Source organism: Cribrihabitans pelagius (genome assembly GCF_048820915.1).
Lineage (GTDB): Bacteria > Pseudomonadota > Alphaproteobacteria > Rhodobacterales > Rhodobacteraceae > Cribrihabitans_A > Cribrihabitans_A pelagius.
In genome coordinates this window covers 1-17,946 of sequence record NZ_JBMERR010000034.1, presented here as the reverse complement: position 1 = coordinate 17,946, position 17,946 = coordinate 1, and the positions used below count along the sequence as shown (strand labels likewise).

The following is a 17,946-nucleotide window of genomic DNA, read 5'->3' as shown; positions in this document are numbered from 1 at the left end:
GGCTTCTCAGCCGAACTGCGCCCGCCTAACGGCTCACGCCCCTCGAACCTACAGCGCTAAGCCAATCAGGCCGCAGTAGCAGCCCCCCAGGGCTGCTCATATTACCCCGCACATCAGAAAATCACGGATTTCGGAGGTGTCCGGGTGTCCATGACATTCCGGGAGGAGACGAAGGTCGCCGCAAGCCCCAGCGCGATGAGGCTTTGGCTTACGGGCAGGACGGTTGCCGGACGGCTCCGCCCCTGATCGTCCAGCGCCCAGCCGTCTACCCCGCTTTCCCGGAGCTGATCGAGCTCTTCGCTGTCCCGGGGCTGTGTCTTGGGCAGGTCGTTGAGCGCGTTTAGAAGTTCGGATTTGGGATGGTCCGGGGTGGCACCGGTGCGTTTGTCAGCTGCGTTGTCTTGATCTGAGATCATCCGGCGCAGGACATGTTTGGCAAAGGAGATCCAGGCGGGGTTGGGGGAGTGAAGCGGGAACTGTGGCATAGTTCGTCTCCGGATAAGTTGCAGATAAAAGGGCGCCGCCCTCCCCGGACTCCGGGTTGGATGGGGCGGTGCTGTAGGGGCCGATGAAGGGGCGTCAGGCGGCGCTGTCGGTATCGATCTCATCGAGCAGCCGAAGGATCTCCCGGGTCACATCCGGGAAATAGATCTCGCTGCGGACATTGATGGATCCGGCATAAAGATCGGGCGGCGCGATGCTGTCCGGGAAGGTGGACTTCAGCCTGGCATGCAGTCGTTTCTCAGTCTGCAGGGTACGTTGCCCGGTCTCCATGGGGACGGTCTTCAGGATCTGTGCTTCCACGCTGCGGTGCTTCAGCAGCTGGTGGCGTAGGCGGGAGACCGGGTTCCGGGAAAAGCCCAGCTTCACCAGCAGCGCGCCATTCGGAAGCTTGAACCGCATGGCGTAGAGGTGGCTTGGCGCGGCGGGCCAGTCGTCACCGCAGTTGCCGCAGCCAAACCTTCCGGTTTGCATGTTGACCCGGGCAATGCGCTGGACATGGCCGCAGGATGGATGCCGATAGAGACGATAGTTCGGATCGCCTTCCGGGTCGGGCCCGGTCAGGTTCCAGCCCTGGGTCTCGGCCTCGGTTCGCTCTTTCCGGCTGTGACAGGCCTCGCATCGCACGTCGCAGATCCCCGCGGCCGCGCGCTTGACCAGCTCAATCTGCCGCCGCAGGCGATGGCCGCAGTCTGCGATGTAGAAGCCATGATGACGGCTTTGCGGGTCGCGGCCGGCCCACTGCAGCCCGGCTGCCGCGGCATCCTCCCGCCAGCGCGCCTCGATGCAATGCGGGCAGAGCGGATGGTTGTTCATCAACACGAAGAGTTTGCTTACGTGCGTTGCCCCGCAAGCCCGGCATGCTAGCAGCAGGTGGTAGCGGTCGCGGATGCGCTTCAGGATGTCGAAGCCTTTGTTTGCAGCGGCGTCGCGCCAGTGGGCATGGATGGTGAGCGGGAACGTCTGAGTTGCGGATTGGGTCATGAAAAGCTCCAGTCAGGCAAAGGGACAGGGGACGGCGGACGCGGGGTGCGCCTGCCGGGGAAAATTCGGAAAAGGACAGGACATGGCGGACGCAGGCGGGGAGATCCGCTGCCGGTGCCAAGTCAGCCGTCGTTAGGGGAGATTGGGGCCGGGTTAGGCCGGGGTGAAGTCAGGCGCCGTCGCGGCCATCTCCACGATGGCGTCAACGTGCCGGGCAGCCCGGTTCAGCGCCTGGCGGGCACCGGGATCTTCCGTGCTGAAAAGATCACGATGCTCATACATCAGATGCTGAAGATGCTGGGCCTCGTCCGGGCTTGTGGCCTCGATCAGAAAATGCAGCAGCATGGCCATGCGCTGCACCGGCAGGTGGTAGGACGAGGCCGGTGGAGCAGAGAAAACATCAGACGCCAGGCGCAGGCAGTCATGCCACTGGTTCTCAGCCGCCTCCGCAAAGCCGCTGCTCGCGGGGTCCCAGCTCATCGCATGCGACAGGTCGCGCTCCATCTCGACAGCGGACTCCACCGCGTCGGTCAGCATGGTGAAAGCCCGGAAGATCGGGGTGGGCGTCTTGTCCGCAACCGCGGCGGTCAATGGAGGATGCAGGTCTTTTGCCGCGCGAACGCGCGTGATAGGGCAACAATTAGCCATGGTCGGTCTCCTTCTACGAGATCGGTTTGGTCAGGGCTGGGCGGGGAGCTTCCACCTTCCCCTCAGCCCGTTGCAAATGTGTGCAACTGAGTTTAATATGCATCCATCCAATTTGAATGTCAACTGCACACAAGTGAACTCATGGCGAAGACCTCTGCAATTTCCGTACGAGTGACGGACGAAACGAAGAAGGCCGTAGAAAAAGCAGCGGCAGAAGATGCCCGGTCCGTGGCCTCGTACGTTGAACGGCTACTGATCTCCCATCTGAAGGAACAGGGATATCTGCAAAAATAGTCTCAGCCCTTTTGTAATGCAAAAGTGATCAAAGGGGGCGGTTGAAGTCTTGAGCAAAACAGCCTTCTCCCCACTCAGATTATCGAAAAACAATAAGGCATCCACGGCCCCCGGCAGGGCGGGTCCAGCAGGCTGCTGGCCGCAGGAAGCTTGTCGAGGCGAAGGCCGAAAACAAGCTGACGAGGAGGGGATCGAAGGGGGTATCCCTCTCGCGAAATGGCAAGTTGAAATTCCGGGGTCCAGCCCGGGATTGCAACTTGCCTAGTGAGTACAAGCCTCACAAAACCAAACAAGTCTCTCGGGACTTTCGTCGTCTTCGCAGACACTCGGATCAGTCAAGCAGATCTGAGGTTGCAGATGACCGTACATGCCAAGTTCCGCCAAGACCAGTCTGACAAACTTGATAAGGCACCTGTCGTCCTTCGGTTCGCCGGTCTGTTCCCGCATCAGCTTTGGAAATTCCGGCTGCATGCCCAGCGCGCTGGCGGAGACCTGGCGCACGTGTACCAGGATATGTCCGGGCTGAACGAGGTGCTTGCCGGGGATCGGCCTTTCCCATCCATCGAGATCCGCACGCCGGATCGGCGGAGCCGATCGGTCCAGGCGAAGGATGGGAACTGGCTGCCCTGATCCGTGTTCATGATCGCGGGCACGCCGAACTTGTGGATGGCCTCATTCAGCGCTACGACACAAAAGTCGGTTTCCAGCGTGATCGAGATCCGCCAGGACAGAACCTTGCGGGTGTGCCAGTCCATGATCGCGACCAGGTAAAGGAACCCGCGCCGCATGGGCAGGTAGGTGATGTCCGAGCACCAGACCTGGTTCGGGCGATCCACACGCAGTCCTCTCAGCAGGTAGGGGTAGGTCTTGTGCCCCTTCGATGGCCTGCTGGTATTGGGCTTCTGATAGATCGGCATCAGCCCCAAAAGGCGCACCAGCCGCCGGATACGCTTCTCGTTCACAACGTGGCCGCCGTTGCGCAGGTGCCAGGTCATTTGGCGGACACCGAAGAGCGGCGTCTCCAGGAACTGCTCGTCGATCTGCCGCATCAGGCCGAGGTTCTGTTCGGTCTCGCCCCTGGGGGTGTAGTAGAAAGACGAGCGCGCGATTGACAGCAGCTTGCACTGCTGCCCAATCGACAGTTCCGGGTGGCCAGGCTCGATCATGCCGCGCCTCACTTCCCGCCCCAGGGCTTCAGCTTTCTTTCCAAAAAAGAGTTGGCCACCGCCAGCTCCCCGATCTTGGCGTGGAGCTCTTTTACCTGCTCCTCATCGATCTCGGGTTTCTTGCGGCCTCCGCGCTCGAACACGCCGGACGCGCCGTCGAGCAGGGCTCGCTTCCATTGATGGATCATCGTCGGATGTACCCCGAACCGGCTCGCCAGCTCGGCCGCCGTCTCTTCACCCTTCAGGGCTTCCAGCGCGACCTTCGCCTTGAACTCCGGCGCGTGCTGCTTGCGTTTCGACATCTCTGATCTCCTTCTCGTCGAAGATCAGCAGACTGCAAATCGTAGCTTACGTCACTGTCCGAATTTCGGGGGGTAGCTCAACCGGGACCGCTTCCCAAGTCCCTTTGTCAATTGCCGCATAGGTAAGCTGCAGGATGAGGCTGCGCACCCATTCCTGGGCAAAAGTGGCCGGGCGGTCCGCCAGCTCGCACATGTAAAGCGTCCGGCTTAACTCCGGTTCTATCAGGGGCCTGGCGTGCAGCCGTTCCGTTTGCAGATGTTCGCGCATGAAAAGTGGAGTGCCGACAGTGCAGCCCAGACCGGCGCAAAGGGAAGCCGCGATGGCGGTCACCGAATTCAGGTTCAGGCGTGCGCGGGCCTCCAGCTTTTTTAGAAGGTTCAGGTCGTTCATCAGCGCGCGCGTGGACAGGCCCTGGCGCAAGAGGATGATCGGCAGATCTAAAAGCTCATCAAAAGTAATGGGCGCATCGGTGTCTCCAATCAGCTCATGGCGGCCTATGCAGACCACGCGTTCCTCCAAAATCGGCTGCAACCGGAGTGCATTGTTCTGCGGCGGGTTGTAAACGACCGCCAAGCCGATCTCTGTGGTCAGCAAATGTAACAGGGTCGAACCGGAGAGGCTTTCGGAAATCGAGAGCTTTAGTTTCGGGTGATCTTCCAATACCGTCTTGATCAGGTTCAGTCCGATGGCCTTAACCGCGGAATGGGCCATGCCGACGGAAACCTCTCCTGCAATCTCCCGCGTTGCGCCCCGAATATCGTCCCCGGCGGCTTGCAAGGCTTGCAAGATGGAGCATGCGTGTTCGTTCAGCCGGACTCCGGCTGCGGTCGGCGCTAGCCCGCGTGGCTGCCGCACGAAGAGTTTCGTGCCCAGTTCGGCTTCGAGGTTGGAAAGATGATGGCTGAGCGCAGAGGCCGCAACATTCAATTCCCCGGCTGCCTGCGCGAGTGAACCCTTTTGGTAGATGGTCGCAAAGTAGCGGAGTTGACGGGAATCCATGGCTTCTGTATTTTCGAATGCTTCAGTCTAATCATTATGATATTCATATCCCATTTTCAATGCCAGTATTTATGGCCAAGAGGGAGGTCTGCCATGACCGGCAATGAGTTTGCCTTGCTTAAGCGCCTGCGCGTCACTGACATGAACCACGTGATTGTGGGGCCGTCTTTCGGCGTGTCTTTGCCGCTGCTTGGTGTCGAAGTGGTAAAGGCGGATCCGCGGTATGGTGCCAGGAGCCGCAACTTCACGGGCTCTTTCCTGGCACTTCTTAAAGGGAAGAAATCCTTCACTCACGGTCTGAAAACCGCGGAGGGCAGGCCCGGGGCGCAGAAGCAGCCGCCGCGCGGCAAGGTCGAGGTGAACAATCCGCCGGGCCTGCCCATTAACATCGGTGAAGTTCCCGCCGCAGCCGCCAATGTGGACCTGCCGCCGATTGATGGCAGCACGGCAAAGATCCGCGGCGCGCTCGTCCTGACCGCGGAGAAAAACCCCCGCGTCCGGGTAGGGCCTTGAGAGAATCCGGCTGATGGATGCCGCCACAATTTACCCGGGTGGCCGTGTAACACTGCGCGAAGTCGGCCTGCGCAACGGGCTGCAAACGGTCCGCAAGCTTCCCTCTTCCACGGCCAAGCTTGAACAGCTGCGGGCGGATTACTCGGCCGGTGTGCGCCACTTCGAGGCCGGCGCGTTCCTGCCTGTCTCGCAAACGCCGCAGTTTGACGGTGTGCGCGACTTGATCAAGCCTGCCGCCGGTCTGGGCGCCCATGAGTCAGCCGTGGCACTGAACGAGCGCGGTGCGCGGGAAGTGGTGCGAACGCCATGGCACGAGGGCGTTAATGTGGTCCCGGCTACGGAAGAACTTAGCCGCGCCAAAATGGGCCGGTCGCGCACTGAAGCGGTAAAACTGGTGCGCCGGACAAAGGCCCTTGCCTCTGCAGGCAAGCCGGTGGTCAAGGCGGCGATTGTCATGGCCTTTGGCTGCCCGGCCGGCTGGGGCGACGTGTTTGCGGTTTTCAATCGCGCATTCTGGGCGCTGTTAACGATCCCGATCGTGATGGCGGTGATCTTTGTCATGGGAATGTTCTTTGAAGCTGTTGCCATCCTTCTGATCACTGCGCCGGGCGTCTTGTCCGCGTTGCACGCCTTGAACATCGGTCTGGTCTGGGACGGTGTTTTGCTGATGATCAATCTGGCACTGGCGATGATCACACCCCCGGTGGGCATGAACCTGTTTGTCCTGCAGGGCATCACCGGTGCGCCGCTGGCTGAGGTAGTTTGCGGGGCGGCGCCCTATGTGCTGCTCTTGGCGGGAGGGATGCTGCTCCTGCTTCTGAACCCGGGGCTTGCCACTTGGTTGCCGCATTCTGCCGGACTTGGCTGGTGGGCCGGGAGAGGGAAGAGGCCTTGCCGGCAGATCCCGCGTGCTGCCGCGGAATGGCACGCAAGGCAGCGTCCGAGCCAGACGTGCATCGGTTTTGCAGCGCAGGTGCCGCCAATTCGCGATACGCAGGGGCCGCCGCGAACTTCCCTTTGAACTCCGGGGGCGGCTGCCTTCGTTTCGGGATGCGCGGCCGTCCGGCGGGCCATATGCCAAGGACTGGCAGGCCGCGCATCGAGTCTCTTGTAACAAATTTCATCGGGTAGTTTAATTTCGGTCTGAAATGTCTGAAGCGCCTACCGTGAATCGTGCCGGCTGCCAAGATTACTGACAGAATGAGAAACCCGGCCCCGGGCCGATGCACGGGCGGTGCCGAAAGCCGGTCCAGCCTCGGGTGTGAATTGGTTTCGGGAGGCCTGGACCCGGCCTCCCGGCTGAATCAGTTGGAAATCAAAAAACTGGCGGCATTTAATCCTGGCATCCGGCCCGCCTCCCGATGCGTCGGATTAATTTCTAGTTGAAGCGGTGAGCATCGATCCTCGAATTGATGTGGGTGAAATATGTGTTTTGCCCAACTGATTCGAATTAGGGGGGGCGCACTCCTTTAAGTGGACTAGGATATTAGCAATCACCTCTCGGTGGTGGGCGTGCCAATAAGCGTGTGAAATCAATGCGCGAATGCAGAGGCGGCCGTGAATGTTGAGTTGTTTTTAACTTTTGCTGTGGATAAAAAATCATTCTTCGAGTTTGCCGTGAGGAGGCACACACTATGGAATTGAATGAATCAACCAAAAAGATAAAGTCCATCCGAAAATTCTCCAATTGGCCTATGAAGGCAAAAGTTTTGGCTGCTGCTGCGGCACCTTTAGTGCTGACACTTGGAATTGGCGTTGTTGCGAATGTAAATCTCTCGAAAATGTCCGAGACCGACGGCTGGGTCGAGCACACTCAAAAAGTCTTGAAACAGGCTGACTCTATTGTCGCTTCGGCAGTAGACATGGAAACCGGGATGCGCGGCTACCTGCTGGCGGGGGAGGAAAAGTTCCTTGATCCCTACAAAAATGGAGATGCAGGGGCTTTTTCTTCTCTGGAGGCATTGCGAAAAACAGTAAGTGATAATCCGCCCCAAGTAGAACGTTTGGCACTTGCGGAACAGGTTCTGAAAGATTGGCAATCGGAAGTGGCTGAATATCAGATTTCCATGCGGCGCGCTATTGGAAATTCGAAGACGATGGTCGATCTGTCGCGCGAGGTTCAAAAGGCCGAAGGGAAAACCTATTTCGATAAATTCAGGGCGCTGGCAGCTGAGTTTATCGAGGTGGAAGAAAATATTATTGAGCAGAGGAACTCCGAGTTTTTCCAGTTGCTCGATCGGGGTGAAAGCCCGCCTGCCACCATTCGCTTTGCCGTTGGAAAAATGAACCATACACAAGAAGTGGTCGCGCAGGCGTTAAATGTGGTAGGGGCCGCTGTGGATATGGAAACCGGGGTGCGCGGTTTTCTTCTGACAAGAAAGGAAGAATTTCTTGAGCCCTATGATGCGGGTTGGCAAAAAATTGAAATTCTGTTGAGGAATCTTTCTCAGGCCATGCGCGACAATCCCGCCCAAGTGGAACGTCTCGGTAAAATGAAGTCGGTGATTGACGAGTGGCGCGCAGAGATTGCGGAGCCGATGCTGGAATTGCGCCGTGACATTGGCAATGCCGAAACCATGGACGATATGGCGCGTCTTGTCGGTGAAGAACGCGGCAAGCAATTCTTCGACCAGTTCCGTGGTATCATGGGCGAGTTCACTTCGATCGAGCAGGGTTTGATGGAAGAACGCAATCAGGCCAACATCGAAACTTCGGCGAACACGCGGAACATGATCCTTGGCGCGGTGGCTGCCGCTGTTGTGATCGGAGCGGCCGTGGCCCTGGTAATCGGGTCCAACATCGGCAACGCAGTGCGCACGGTTACCCGCTCGATGGAGCGCCTGGCGGATGGAGATACCGCCGTGGCGATCAAAGGGCAGAGCCGCGGGGATGATGTTGGCGCAATGGCACGGTCCCTGGACGTGTTCCGCCAGTCGCTGATCCGTGAAAAGGAACTGGAGGAGGCGCAACGGGCCCGCGACGAAGAGCAGGCCGAGGTCGTTCGCGAACTCAGCAGCGGCCTGTCCGATCTGGCGCAGGGAGACCTGACGGTGAATATCAGCCGCACCTTCCCCGAAGACTACGAACGGCTCCGGAAAGACTTCAACACCACCGTGTCCACGCTCAGCCAGACCGTGACCCAGGTCATCAGTGCCTCGTCGAGCATCAAGAATGGCGCGGCAGAGATCAGCCAGTCCTCTGATGATCTGTCGAGCCGCACCGAAAGCCAGGCGGCCACACTCGAAGAAACCGCAGCGGCGCTGGATGAGCTTACCGCCAGCGTGAAATCCGCTGCCGACGGCGCACGCAGCGTTGAAACGATCATGGGTGAAGCTAGGGCGGAAGCGGAAAGCAGCGGCGTCATCGTGCAAAATGCGGTCTCGGCGATGACTGAAATCGAAGTGTCCTCGGCGAAGATCTCGCAGATCATCGGGGTCATCGACGATATCGCCTTCCAGACCAATCTGCTGGCTCTCAACGCTGGTGTCGAAGCGGCACGAGCCGGCGAAGCCGGGCGCGGATTTGCCGTGGTGGCCTCCGAAGTGCGCGGCCTGGCCCAGCGTTCCGCGGATGCGGCGACCGAGATCAAGACTCTGATCACTGACGGCAGCAAGCAGGTGACCCATGGTGTCGAATTGGTCGGAAAAGCGGGCGAGGCTCTCAACAGCATTGTTGGACGGGTCAACCACATTTCCCAGCTTGTGTCTGACATTGCTGAGGGGGCTGCAGAACAATCCACCGGTCTGGGTGAAATCAACACTGGTGTGGTTCAGCTCGACAAGGTAACGCAGCAGAACGCAGCCATGGTTGAGCAGTCCGCGGCGGCCGGCCACCTGCTTAGAGGCGATGCCACAAAGCTTTCCGAGCTGGTCGCCCGCTTCAAGATCGCGGACGGAGGTTCTGCGGATGAGCCTTGTGAAAATCAACCGGCAGGGCCTTCCTCACATGGCAACAATTGGGATGCGTCGGAAGTCTCTCCTGCCCCTGTCGCGGTGGCCGTGGAAGGCAACCTCGCCAAAGATCAATGGCGGGATTTCTGAAGCCGCGGTCCCAATCCTGAACCGTGCCTATTCTGCCGGGGCATCTCCAGCCCAATCAACTTAATGGGATAGGCGCGGTTTATGACCGATCGGGGAGAACTGCTTTCCCAGCGTCTCGCAGCGAATGTTGCGGGACTGGCGGAGTGTCTGTCATCAGGGCGCGGGCCGACAGACCCTGGCGCAGCAGGATGATCGGAAGCTCCAAGACTTCGTCGAAGGTAATGGGCGCATCCGCGTCGCCTATAACCGCGCGGCAGCCGAGGCAAACCATACGTTCTTCCAGCACCGGCTGAAGTCTGAGCGCCTTGTTTTGCGGCGGATTGTAGACCACCGCCAGATCCACTTCCGAGGCCATCAGATGCATCAGGGTGGAGCCGGACAGGCTTTGGGACAGCGACAACTTTAGTTTGGATAACCCCGAAGCACACTTTCAATTAGTGGCAGGCCGATAGCCTTTACCGCGGAGTGAGCCATGCCGACGGAAACCTCTCCCGCTACCTCCTGGGGTTCTTCCCTGATGACATCGCCCGCGGCTTCCGCCGCCCTTGGGATAGCGCGGGCGTGGTCATAAAGCCTTGCACCAGCCGCCGTCGGGATAAACCGCGGGGGCGCCGCAGAAAGAGCTGTGCGCCCAGCTCCGCCTCGAGATTAGCTAGGTGATGGTTGAGTGCGGAGGCTGCAGCATTCAGATGCCCGGCAGCTTGCGCCAGCGAGCCATGTTCATAGATGGCAGCGAAGTAGCGGAGTTGACGGGACTCCATGGCTTCTGATTTTGCGAATGGTTCAGTCTGAGGATTATGTTTTTCACATCTCAGCTTCAATCCTACTCTCAGAAATGAACAAGGAGGACAGCCATGACCGGCACTGGATTTGCCCCGCTTGCGGGCCTGCGCGTTATCGAGATGAGCCACATGATCATGGGACCGTCCTGCGGCATGTTCCTGGCGTTCCTCGGCGCTGAAGTGATCAAGGTGGAGCCGCCGCAGGGCGACAAAACCCGCAATCTGACAGGGATGGGACGCGGGTTCTTTCCGACATTCAACAGGGGCAAGAAGTCGGTCACCCTCGACCTCAAAAAAGCGGAAGGCAGGGTTGCGCTGGAGCAGCTGCTGGAAACCGCGGATGTCTTCGTCGAGAACTTCCGGGACAGCTCTCTGGCGGCCATGGGATTTGCCCCGGAGGTATTGCGCGAACGCTTCCCTCGGCTGATCGTGGCCTCCTGCAAGGGGTTTCTGCACGGTCCTTACGCGACCCGCACCGCCATGGACGAGGTGGTGCAGATGATGACCGGCATGGCCTATATGACCGGCCCCACCGGGCGGCCGCTGCGGATCGGCTCCTCGGCCAATGACATCATGGGCGGGCTGTTCGGAGCATTCTCTGTACTCGCCGCGCTGCTCCAGCACCAAGTGGACGGAAAGGGTCATGCGATCAGAGTCGGCCTGTTCGAGAACTGCCTGCTGCTGGTGGCCCAGCACATGGCGCAGTTCGACATCGAGGGCACCGAAGCGCCGCCGATGCCGGAGCGCGAATTCTCCTGGCCGGTCTATGACATCTTCCGCACGGGTGACGGAAAGCAGATCTTTCTCGGCGCAGTGACAGAGGGGCAATGGGCCAAGCTGTGCGATCTGCTGGGGCTTGAGGAGCTGAAGACGGACCCTCGCCTGCAGACCCGTCCGGATCAGATTGCCGCCCGCGACTGGACCCTGCCCATAATCGAACAGGCAGTGGCGCAGCAGTGCTATGCTCCCTTTACCGAGCAGCTGGAACTGCAAGGCATTCCGTTTTCACCCATTGCCCGGCCTGCGGAAATGTACGAGGACCCGCACGTCAACCGGCCCGGCGGGCTGTTCACCTCCGCCTTGCCCGGCGGCGGCAGCTTCCGCGCTCCCGGCCTGCCCTTCGAAGTGGACGGTACCCCGGCGGTTTCGGCCGATACGGACTTGCCGCCCGTCGGCGATGACACGGCAGAGATCCTCGGTCAGCTTGGTTTGACGGAGGAAGAAATTCTTGCAGCCTCGGGGACTGGGATTAGGGAGGCCGTGGGATGAATGCCGAAACGCTGTACCCGAAAGACCGCGTGACGCTGCGCGAGGTGGGATTGCGTGACGGGCTGCAGCTGGTCCGCCGGTTTCCGTCCACAGAGGTCAAGCTCAACTGGCTGCATGCGGAATTTGCTGCCGGAGTGCGCCATTTCGAGGTTGGCTCGTTCCTGCCCGCCTCCCGTGTGCCGCAGTTCGCTGATATTCGGGCCTTGATCGGCGCCACAGCGGATATGGGCGCTTTTGCGTCGGCGCTGGCCCTGAATGAGCGCGGCGCCGGGGATGCCGTTCAAACTCCAGTGCATGAGATCATCAACGTGGTTTCCGCCACCGAGGAGCACAGCCGGGCCAATATGCGCCGCTCCCGCGCCGAAGCGGTAAACCTCGTGCGCAGGACACGGGAACTTGCCGATGAAAGCGCTGCCCGGCCGCTAGTGAATGCAGGGATTGCGATGGCTTTCGGCTGCTCGATCGCCGGCGATGTGCCGCAAGCCGAGGTCTTGCGTCTCGCAGAAGACTGCCTGAACGCTGGGGCGGATATCATCGGTATTGCCGATACCGTTGGATTTGCCGGTCCGCGCCAGGTGGGCGCTCTAACTTCCGCACTGGTCAGCCTGTGCGGGCATGTACCGGTGGCCGTGCATCTGCATGACACCCGCGGCCTGGCTCTGGCAAACGCGGCCGCGGCCCTGGATGCGGGCGCGCGGGTGCTGGACGGCTCGCTGGGCGGTCTAGGCGGCTGCCCGTTTGCGCCGGGGGCCACCGGCAACGCCGTCTTTGAAGACCTGGTCTTCCTGTGCGAGCGGATGGGATTTGCCACCGGCATCGACTTGAAAGCTGTGACAGCGATCCGCGGTATCCTTGAGGAGGAGATGCCCGCGGAGGAGCTGCATGGGGCGCTGGCCCGGTCCGGGCCGCCGCCACTGATCCATTGGGCCGCCTGAGGCGCCCCATAGTCCAAGGTTCTAGGGAGGGAACCCATGAAACATCTGATCCCGGCGCTTGCCGCCGCCAGCATTGCCGCTACCGGCACCGCCGCCTCGGCGGGCGCCAAGGAAATGCGCTGCAGCCACCAGCTGCCGCCGTCCCACGCCGTCGCGGGCGTGATTGACCGCTGGGCCGAGGAGGTCGAGACGCTGACAAACGGCGAGATCGACGTGCAGATCTTCGGTGCCAACAGCCTGGTCGGGGCCAAGGAGAACATTACCTCAACCGCCAAGGGCGATATCGAATGCGCTTTTTCCGTGCAGTTCCAGTGGGGCAAGACCCTGCCGATCATGACGGTAACCACGGCGCCCTACGCCTTCTCCGATATGGCCATCTGGCGCAACTGGGACGGCTCGGGAGCGGCCGGATTCCTTGAGGACAAGCTGCGTCAGAAAGGGGTCGAGAACGTCGTCTGGCTGTTTCAGACCAACACCAGCGTGTTTACCTCCAAGGGTGATTTTCTGAATGACCCCTCGGACTTCGAGGGCAAGAAGATCCGCGGCCTAGTGCCGGCCTTCAATGCCTCGCTTGAGGCTCTGGGTGCAGCGCCAGTATCGATGTCCGGCGGCGAAGTCTACCAGTCGCTTGCCACCGGCGTGATCGACGCGGCCCTGACCGGGATCGGTGCGGCCCATGCCCGAAAATATTACGAAGTGCAGGACCATTTCACGGTAGTGCCGGTCATCTCGGTCTTCTTCCACGGCTACCTGAACCCGAAATTCTATGCCAGCCTGTCGGATGAGGCCAAGGCGGCCTTGGATGAGGCCGGGGCCAAGGCCGCGATCTGGGCGATCGAGGCTGCCGAGGCTGCCGATGCCAGCGGCGCGGCGGATCTCGAAGCCGAGGGGGTGAAGGTGCATGTAAACTCAGCCGAGGAGAACGCAGCGCTGGAGGCCCTGATGCGGCCTGCCTATGATGCGGTCTTCGGCTCGGATGACGCCCACAGCCGCGAATTGCTGCAACTGATCGATCAGCTGCGCAGCAAGGGGCAGGGGTAACCCGGGTGCCGGTTCGCTCAAAATTCGCTGCAGCGGCGCCCAAGGGCGCCCTGCACACATGCCTTGCGCTGGTCCTGAGAGCGGTGAACGGGCTGGTGAGGCTGGCGGGCGCCATCAGCACGGGACTGATCCTGCTGGCCTTCGCGCTCACCATCTATGCTGTCTTTCAGCGTTACCTGATGAACGCGCCGCTGCGCTGGTCTGACGATGTGACAGGCTGGGCGCTGGTGGCGCTGATCATGTTTGGCGTGGCCGAAGCCTACCGGCAGGATGTTCATATTTCGATCGATCTTGTGACCGCGCGCCTGCGCGGCCGCGCGGCCAAGGCGCAAAGGGCCTTTGCCGATCTGGCAGTATTGGTTTTCGCCGCTGTCCTCGGCATCAGCAGCTGGGAGGCGGTGTCCTTCGCCCGCTCATTCGAGGCCTACACCTCCGGCACCGTAGAGGTGCCGCTTTGGGCTGTACAGCTGCCGCTGGTTGCGGGCGCAGCTTTGCTGGCGCTGATGGCGCTGGCCCGGATCCTCAGCCGTTTTGCCCACGGAGATGAAACATGACAATGGCCCTGGTATTTGGCGGTTTGATCCTGCTTTTGCTGACCGGCATGCCGATCTTTGCGGCGCTTGGCCTGACAGCCAGTGCGATCCTGCTGATCTTCGAGGGCAGTATCGGCAGCGTCGCGGATACGGTCTATGCTCATCTCGACAAGCCGATCCTGATGACGGTGCCGCTGTTCGTTTTCATGGCACAGCTGATGATCCGCGCCAGGGTGATCGATGACCTGTACGACATGGCCCACACGGTGGTGGGCCATATCCGCGGCGGCCTGGGCGTGGCCACAGTTCTGTCCTGCACCATCTTTGCCGCGATTTCCGGCTCGTCGGTGGCGACGGCCCTTTCGATCGGCTCCAGCGCGATCCCGCAGATGAAGCGTTTCGGCTATCCGGAGCGCGACGCGCTGGGGGTAATCGCTGCGGGCGGCACCCTGGGCATCCTGATCCCGCCCTCCGGGCCGATGATCCTCTATGCCATTGTCTCGGACGTCTCCATCGGGGCGCTGTTCCTGGCCGGCATCGTGCCGGGCCTGCTGCTGGCGCTGATCTTCTCCGCCTATTGCATCGTGCGGGCCAGCCGCCGGGGCGAGGCCGCGCCGGACTGGGCCGGATGGAGCCAGGTGTTCGGAGCTCTGAAGCGTTCGATCTGGGCGGTGCTGGCGCCGCCAATCGTGATGGGCGGCATCTACTTCGGCGTTTTCACCGCGGGTGAGGCCGCAGCCTTTGGCTGCCTATATGCGCTGGCTGTGGCGCTGACGGTCTACCGCAGCCTGGGTCTGGCGGAAATCTGGAACTGCGCACGCCAAGCCATGCTGACCTCGATGATGGTGTTCATGATTATTGCGGGCGCGGCGATGTTCGGTCATGCCATCACAATTATCCGCCTGCCGATGGGCGTGACAGAGGCGGTGGCGGGCATGGGGCTGAATCCCTTGCAGTTCATCTTTATCGTGATGGCGATGATTTTCGTGATGGGCATGTTCTTTGAATCCATTGCCATCATCCTGATCACCACGCCGATCCTGCTGCCCACGATGCACGCGCTGGATATCGACCTGGTGTGGTACGGGGTGCTGCTGATGATCAATCTGGAGCTGGCGATGATCACGCCGCCGGTTGGCATGAACCTGTTCGTGATCAAGGGCATTACGGACGCGCCACTGTCCGAGGTTGTCCGCGGAGCGGCGCCCTATGTGCTGCTGATGCTTGGTGGGCTGGTGCTGATGCTGCTGGTTCCGGGACTTGCTACGTGGCTGCCCTATGCCTCCGGGTTTGGGAGATGAAAGGCTGACAGGCGGCCTCGAAGTCGTCCTGCAGGCTAGCCTGCTCCGCAATGGGGCTACACGGAAGAAAGATCAGCCCCACCTGAGTGGTCCAGTTGGATTGTTAGTGATGGCGTGGATGCCCCCGCCTAACGGCATCGCAGTGTGCCAAGGTGATGTTCTGCAGAATGTCACTTCGTAGGAGGAGCATCCATGACTGAAGTTAGTACTATAGGCGTCGATCTGGCAAAGAACGTGTTCCAGCTCCACGGCGCTCGCGCAGATGGCTCAGTTGCTTTTCGCAAGAAAGTGAACCGGGCGCAGTTCCTCAATTTTCTCGGCCAACATCCTCGATGTGTTGTTGCCATTGAGGCTTGTGCTACGGCGCACAATTGGGGGCGTCAAATTACACAGGGCCATGAAGTTAAGTTCATCGCGCCCATATACGTAAAACCCTTTGTGAAGCGTCAGAAGAATGACGCGGCCGATGCTGAGGCAATTGTTGAGGCAGCGTTCCGTCCGACGATGCGGTTTGTCGCCGTGAAGAGCAAAGACCATCAGGCGCGTGCGATGCTCTTCCGGACACGGCAAATGCTGGTTGGCCAGCGCACGCAGGTGATCAATGCATTGCGCGGGCACCTGGCCGAATTCGGTGTGATCGCGCCAAAGGGGCGTGTGCATCTCAAGGCTCTGGCGGAAGCGCTGGCCTGCGATGACGCCGGCATGCCAGAACTGGTACGTGAATTGGGGCATCAATATCTCGAACAGGTGGCCACTCTGGACACCCATATTGCCAGGCTCGAGGGAAAAACGCGGGCAGCGTCGAAGTCATCGAGGACATTGAGGCGTCTGCAGACCGCACCAGGTGTTGGGGCGGTAACGGCGCTGGCGATTGAGGCCTTCTCTCCTGACATGTCAGGCTTTAGATGCGGGCGCGACTTCTCCGCGTGGGTTGGCCTCGTGCCGCGGCAACATTCCTCTGGCGGCAAATCACGGCTGGGGCGAACATCAAGACGGGTCAGCGCGACATTCGGAAGCTTTTGATTATTGGGGCAATGGCGGTGGTTCGCGCGGTCTTGCGGGACGGCGCGGCAAAGGATTCTTGGCTCGCTAGAATGCTGGAGCGCAAACCTCGAATGCTGGTTGCCATTGCTCTGGCCAACAAGATGGCCCGGTCAATCTGGGCAATGCTGACGAAAGATGAAGATTACCGGAATCCGGCCGCGGCAGCATAACCAGCGTATACAGCTAACCTGTGCTGAAGCTGCCGGAAGGTGAGGAGGTCAGAGAACTGTAAGGGCAATGGATCGACCAGATCCGGACCGGGAAAACCATCCGCATGCACAGAGCAAAAAGCTCGCGTTAATGAATTGGACCCGGTCTGCGCATCGCCATACCGGCCCGCGGCCAAGTAAACAGTTGCCGTATGAGGATGCCTGATACATCACGGCATCCGATCACATACCCGAGCCGTTCAAAATCTTCTTGCACACCAGGGGGCATCCATACATGCATGACCGGCGTCTGGTCCAACGGAACGACGGTTTGAACCGCGCCGGGTTTGCCGGAAGCTGATTTCAGTTAGTTACGCGGCTAGTTCCTCAGTTTCCATAGCCGCATAGAAATTGGCCTCTGCTTCTGCCGGCGGAATATTCCCGATAGGCTCGAGCAGGCGGCGGTTGTTGAACCAGTCCACCCCTTCGAGTGTTGCGTATTCCACCGCTTCAAAACTGCGCCATGGGCCGCGGCGGTGAATGACCTCGGCCTTGAAAAGACCATTGATCGTTTCGGCCAGCGCGTTGTCATAGTTGTCCCCGACGCTGCCGACAGAGGGCTCGACAACAGCTTCTCCCAAGCGCTCTGTGTATTTGATCGACAAGTATTGGCTGCCGCGCGCGGAGTGATGAACGAGCCCCATCGCCTTTGTGAGCCGCCGCTCATGAACAGCCTGTTCCAGGGCGTCGAGAACGAACCCGGCATGAGCCGCGGTGCTGACACGTCAGCCGACGATCTTGCGGGCATATGCATCAATGACGAAGGCGACATAGGCGAACCCTTTCCAGGTGGTGACATAGGTGAAATCGCTGACCCAGAGCATGTTGGGTGCGGGTACACGGAATTGCCGGTTTACTTGTCCAGCGGGCACGGGGCCTTTTTTGTCGGGCACCGTGGTTGTGCGGCTTGCCCCGGATGATGCCTTGAATACCCATGCTCTTCATCAGCCGGGCGACTGTGCAGCGGGCAACAGTGAAACCCTCCCGCTGCAATTGCCGCCAGATCTTCCGCACGCCATAAACCCGCCAGTTCTCCTCGAAAACACGCAGGATCTCGGGCCGCAATGCCGCGTCACGCCGGGCACGGTCCGACAACCGGGCCGGATCGGCCCGCCGCGCCAGATGCTCGTAATACGTGGAAGGGGCAATCGGCAGGACAGTGCAGATCGGCTCGACCCCATGCTCACCGCGATGCATGTCGATGAATGACACCATCACTTCGACCGGCGGTCGAGCTCCGCCATCGCAAAATAAGCCGGACACCTCCGGAAACCTCTGGCTGATCGGCGGATAACGTGATTCACTTCCCGCGTAACCGGGAGGCGGCCATGTCGAGGCAAGCAGGCTTCTGGAGCGTTGATGACCGGCTGGCGGAGATCTCGGC

16 protein-coding genes, 2 pseudogenes and 1 other annotated feature are annotated in these 17,946 nt (G+C 60.4%); of the genes and pseudogenes, 9 read left to right on the top strand and 9 right to left on the bottom strand.

Annotation, left to right across the window (positions count from 1 at the left end; genetic code table 11):
• Nucleotides 1-113: 113 nt before the first annotated feature.
• The 6 genes from ACOHX0_RS20600 to ACOHX0_RS20575 all read right to left on the bottom strand — a co-directional run bounded on the left by ACOHX0_RS20600 (nt 114) and on the right by ACOHX0_RS20575 (nt 4,895).
• Nucleotides 114-485, bottom strand: a complete 372-nt coding sequence (locus tag ACOHX0_RS20600; protein WP_420679117.1) for a hypothetical protein — start codon at nt 483-485, stop codon at nt 114-116.
• A gap of 94 nt (nt 486-579) precedes the next feature.
• On the bottom strand, nt 580-1,485 hold the full coding sequence (locus tag ACOHX0_RS20595; protein ID WP_420679116.1) for a GIY-YIG nuclease family protein: 906 nt from the start codon (nt 1,483-1,485) through the stop codon (nt 580-582).
• 153 nt (nt 1,486-1,638) lie between these two features.
• A complete protein-coding gene (locus tag ACOHX0_RS20590; RefSeq protein WP_420679115.1) occupies nt 1,639-2,133 on the bottom strand; it encodes a hypothetical protein in 495 nt (164 codons plus the stop codon).
• 740 nt (nt 2,134-2,873) lie between these two features.
• On the bottom strand, nt 2,874-3,593 hold the full coding sequence (locus ACOHX0_RS20585) for an IS3 family transposase (RefSeq protein WP_420679114.1): 720 nt from the start codon (nt 3,591-3,593) through the stop codon (nt 2,874-2,876).
• Nucleotides 3,594-3,601: 8 nt separating this feature from the next.
• Nucleotides 3,602-3,895 carry a transposase gene (locus tag ACOHX0_RS20580; protein WP_420679113.1) on the bottom strand — a complete coding sequence of 98 codons (294 nt, stop codon included), beginning with the start codon at nt 3,893-3,895 and terminating at the stop codon, nt 3,602-3,604.
• A 46-nt stretch (nt 3,896-3,941) separates the two neighbouring features.
• Nucleotides 3,942-4,895, bottom strand: a complete 954-nt coding sequence (locus ACOHX0_RS20575) for a LysR family transcriptional regulator (RefSeq protein WP_420679112.1) — start codon at nt 4,893-4,895, stop codon at nt 3,942-3,944.
• A 93-nt stretch (nt 4,896-4,988) separates the two neighbouring features.
• On the opposite strand from ACOHX0_RS20575, the gene ACOHX0_RS20570 reads away from it, so the two are divergent.
• The 3 genes from ACOHX0_RS20570 to ACOHX0_RS20560 all read left to right on the top strand — a co-directional run bounded on the left by ACOHX0_RS20570 (nt 4,989) and on the right by ACOHX0_RS20560 (nt 9,448).
• On the top strand, nt 4,989-5,408 hold the full coding sequence (locus ACOHX0_RS20570; RefSeq protein WP_420679111.1) for a hypothetical protein: 420 nt from the start codon (nt 4,989-4,991) through the stop codon (nt 5,406-5,408).
• A 13-nt stretch (nt 5,409-5,421) separates the two neighbouring features.
• Entirely contained in the window at nt 5,422-6,429 is a 1,008-nt protein-coding gene (locus ACOHX0_RS20565; RefSeq protein ID WP_420679110.1) for a TRAP transporter large permease subunit, read from the top strand.
• Between the two features lie 613 nt (nt 6,430-7,042).
• Nucleotides 7,043-9,448: a CHASE3 domain-containing protein gene (locus ACOHX0_RS20560; RefSeq protein WP_420679109.1), complete on the top strand. Its 2,406-nt coding sequence runs from the start codon at nt 7,043-7,045 to the stop codon at nt 9,446-9,448.
• Nucleotides 9,449-9,527: 79 nt separating this feature from the next.
• Here the strand turns inward: ACOHX0_RS20560 and ACOHX0_RS20555 are convergent, their stop codons facing one another.
• Nucleotides 9,528-9,848 carry a LysR substrate-binding domain-containing protein gene (locus ACOHX0_RS20555; protein WP_420679108.1) on the bottom strand — a complete coding sequence of 107 codons (321 nt, stop codon included), beginning with the start codon at nt 9,846-9,848 and terminating at the stop codon, nt 9,528-9,530.
• A gap of 94 nt (nt 9,849-9,942) precedes the next feature.
• Nucleotides 9,943-10,209: a LysR family transcriptional regulator gene (locus tag ACOHX0_RS20550; RefSeq protein WP_420679118.1), complete on the bottom strand. Its 267-nt coding sequence runs from the start codon at nt 10,207-10,209 to the stop codon at nt 9,943-9,945.
• A gap of 93 nt (nt 10,210-10,302) precedes the next feature.
• Between ACOHX0_RS20550 and ACOHX0_RS20545 the strand changes: the two genes are divergently transcribed.
• The 6 genes and pseudogenes from ACOHX0_RS20545 to ACOHX0_RS20520 all read left to right on the top strand — a co-directional run bounded on the left by ACOHX0_RS20545 (nt 10,303) and on the right by ACOHX0_RS20520 (nt 16,523).
• Entirely contained in the window at nt 10,303-11,499 is a 1,197-nt protein-coding gene (locus ACOHX0_RS20545) for a CaiB/BaiF CoA transferase family protein (RefSeq protein ID WP_420679107.1), read from the top strand.
• Nucleotides 11,496-12,434 carry a beta/alpha barrel domain-containing protein gene (locus tag ACOHX0_RS20540; protein WP_420679106.1) on the top strand — a complete coding sequence of 313 codons (939 nt, stop codon included), beginning with the start codon at nt 11,496-11,498 and terminating at the stop codon, nt 12,432-12,434. Before ACOHX0_RS20545 ends, ACOHX0_RS20540 begins: the two co-directional genes overlap by 4 nt.
• Before the next feature lie 36 nt (nt 12,435-12,470).
• Nucleotides 12,471-13,475 (top strand): TRAP transporter substrate-binding protein DctP, encoded by a 1,005-nt coding sequence (gene dctP, locus ACOHX0_RS20535; protein WP_420679105.1) that lies wholly within the window; start codon nt 12,471-12,473, stop codon nt 13,473-13,475.
• Nucleotides 13,476-13,480: 5 nt separating this feature from the next.
• A complete protein-coding gene (locus tag ACOHX0_RS20530; RefSeq protein WP_420679104.1) occupies nt 13,481-14,029 on the top strand; it encodes a TRAP transporter small permease in 549 nt (182 codons plus the stop codon).
• The gene (locus ACOHX0_RS20525) at nt 14,026-15,309 is read left to right on the top strand and encodes a TRAP transporter large permease (RefSeq protein WP_420679103.1); all 1,284 of its coding nucleotides are present in this window, start codon (nt 14,026-14,028) and stop codon (nt 15,307-15,309) included. The genes ACOHX0_RS20530 and ACOHX0_RS20525 overlap by 4 nt, the downstream gene beginning before the upstream one ends.
• Before the next feature lie 192 nt (nt 15,310-15,501).
• A pseudogene (locus ACOHX0_RS20520) lies at nt 15,502-16,523 on the top strand (IS110 family RNA-guided transposase).
• A gap of 350 nt (nt 16,524-16,873) precedes the next feature.
• Here the strand turns inward: ACOHX0_RS20520 and ACOHX0_RS20515 are convergent.
• A pseudogene (locus ACOHX0_RS20515) lies at nt 16,874-17,828 on the bottom strand (IS3 family transposase); the annotation flags it as partial.
• Nucleotides 17,703-17,819: a sequence feature (AL1L pseudoknot), on the bottom strand. Its footprint overlaps the pseudogene before it by 117 nt.
• Nucleotides 17,829-17,946: the final 118 nt, after the last annotated feature.

Coding starts and splice junctions, on each gene's coding strand:
- ACOHX0_RS20595 (WP_420679116.1), bottom strand. CDS start 1,485: ATGACCCAATCCGCAACTCAGACGTTCCCGCTCACCATCCATGCCCAC.
- ACOHX0_RS20590 (WP_420679115.1), bottom strand. CDS start 2,133: ATGGCTAATTGTTGCCCTATCACGCGCGTTCGCGCGGCAAAAGACCTG.
- ACOHX0_RS20580 (WP_420679113.1), bottom strand. CDS start 3,895: ATGTCGAAACGCAAGCAGCACGCGCCGGAGTTCAAGGCGAAGGTCGCG.
- ACOHX0_RS20545 (WP_420679107.1), top strand. CDS start 10,303: ATGACCGGCACTGGATTTGCCCCGCTTGCGGGCCTGCGCGTTATCGAG.
- ACOHX0_RS20570 (WP_420679111.1), top strand. CDS start 4,989: ATGACCGGCAATGAGTTTGCCTTGCTTAAGCGCCTGCGCGTCACTGAC.
- ACOHX0_RS20525 (WP_420679103.1), top strand. CDS start 14,026: ATGACAATGGCCCTGGTATTTGGCGGTTTGATCCTGCTTTTGCTGACC.
- ACOHX0_RS20600 (WP_420679117.1), bottom strand. CDS start 485: ATGCCACAGTTCCCGCTTCACTCCCCCAACCCCGCCTGGATCTCCTTT.
- dctP (WP_420679105.1), top strand. CDS start 12,471: ATGAAACATCTGATCCCGGCGCTTGCCGCCGCCAGCATTGCCGCTACC.
- ACOHX0_RS20550 (WP_420679118.1), bottom strand. CDS start 10,209: ATGGAGTCCCGTCAACTCCGCTACTTCGCTGCCATCTATGAACATGGC.
- ACOHX0_RS20585 (WP_420679114.1), bottom strand. CDS start 3,593: ATGATCGAGCCTGGCCACCCGGAACTGTCGATTGGGCAGCAGTGCAAG.
- ACOHX0_RS20565 (WP_420679110.1), top strand. CDS start 5,422: ATGGATGCCGCCACAATTTACCCGGGTGGCCGTGTAACACTGCGCGAA.
- ACOHX0_RS20575 (WP_420679112.1), bottom strand. CDS start 4,895: ATGGATTCCCGTCAACTCCGCTACTTTGCGACCATCTACCAAAAGGGT.
- ACOHX0_RS20560 (WP_420679109.1), top strand. CDS start 7,043: ATGGAATTGAATGAATCAACCAAAAAGATAAAGTCCATCCGAAAATTC.
- ACOHX0_RS20540 (WP_420679106.1), top strand. CDS start 11,496: ATGAATGCCGAAACGCTGTACCCGAAAGACCGCGTGACGCTGCGCGAG.